This is a genomic window from Mesorhizobium sp. M7A.F.Ca.CA.004.06.1.1, assembly GCF_003999135.1.
GTDB lineage: Bacteria > Pseudomonadota > Alphaproteobacteria > Rhizobiales > Rhizobiaceae > Mesorhizobium.
Genome location: NZ_RZPQ01001190.1, coordinates 1 through 1,090 on the forward strand (window position 1 = coordinate 1; position 1,090 = coordinate 1,090).

Consider the following 1,090-nt stretch of genomic DNA (forward strand, 5'->3'; position numbering starts at 1 on the left):
ACCGCGAGGTCGACGACGAGATGCGGTTGTCCGAAGGCGGGCAGGCCGATGATCATTGCGGTGTAGCCGGCGAGCGCGGCGCCATAGGCTTCCGGATTGCGCAGCAGCGACGAGACGAAGGTGCAGATGCCGATCCAGACGGCAAGCACCGTCACCAGCACCCAGGGGTTGGTGCCGAATACGGTGGTGATGCCGATCGCCGCGACGCCGCCGACCAGCGTGCCGAGCAGCCGGTAGAAGCCCTTCGCCAGCACCATGCCGGCAACCGGCTGGGCGACGATGAACACCGTCATCATGGCCCATTGCGGGTGGTCGAGTTTTAGGGCGTAGGCGGCCAGCAGCGCTATCAGGCCGGCTGAAACGGTGCGAAGAGCGAAAATCCAGTCCGAGCGCGTCGGTTGCGTCAGGTCGGTCAAACTGGTTTCGAAATAGCCTTTCAGCCGTGCCGCAATCACACGCTGGTCTCCATATCAGAAGCGCAAGCTAAACCGGCTGATGGCTAGATATCCAGCACTTCCGTCTCGGCGAATTCGGCGCGTTCCTGGATGAAGCGGAAGCGGGCTTCCGGCTTGGTGCCCATCAACGCATCGACGGCGTCCTTGGTCGCCGCCTCGGCGTCGATCACGTCGATCCTGAGCAGCGTGCGCTTCCTCGGATCCATGGTGGTTTCCTTGAGCTGGGCCGCCATCATCTCGCCCAGGCCCTTGAAGCGGCCGAGTTCGACCTTGCCGCGCCCGGTGAATTCGGTGCGCAGGAGCTCGTCCTTGTGCGCGTCGTCGCGGGCATAGGCGACCTTGCCGCCTTGCCTGATCGAGTAAAGCGGCGGCACCGCTAGGTAGAGATGGCCGCCACGCACAAGTGCCGGCATCTCCTGATAGAAGAAGGTGATCAGCAGCGAGGCGATGTGGGCGCCGTCGACATCAGCGTCGGTCATGATGATCACGCGGTCGTAGCGCAGATCCTCATCGCGGTACTTCGAACGCGTACCGCAGCCGAGCGCCTGGATCAGGTCCGAAATCTGTTGGTTGCCGGCGAGCTTGTCGTTGCCGGCGCTGGCGACGTTGAGGATTTTTCCGCGCAGCGGCAGGAC

2 protein-coding genes are annotated in these 1,090 nt (G+C 63.6%); both read right to left on the reverse strand.

The features are described 5' to 3' along the window. Positions 1-455: FUSC family protein (locus EN906_RS35025; protein ID WP_206529271.1), on the reverse strand; the 455-nt coding region annotated here is incomplete at its 3' end. A 44-nt stretch (positions 456-499) separates the two neighbouring features. After that, positions 500-1,090: toprim domain-containing protein (locus EN906_RS35030; RefSeq protein ID WP_245484402.1), on the reverse strand; the 591-nt coding region annotated here is incomplete at its 5' end.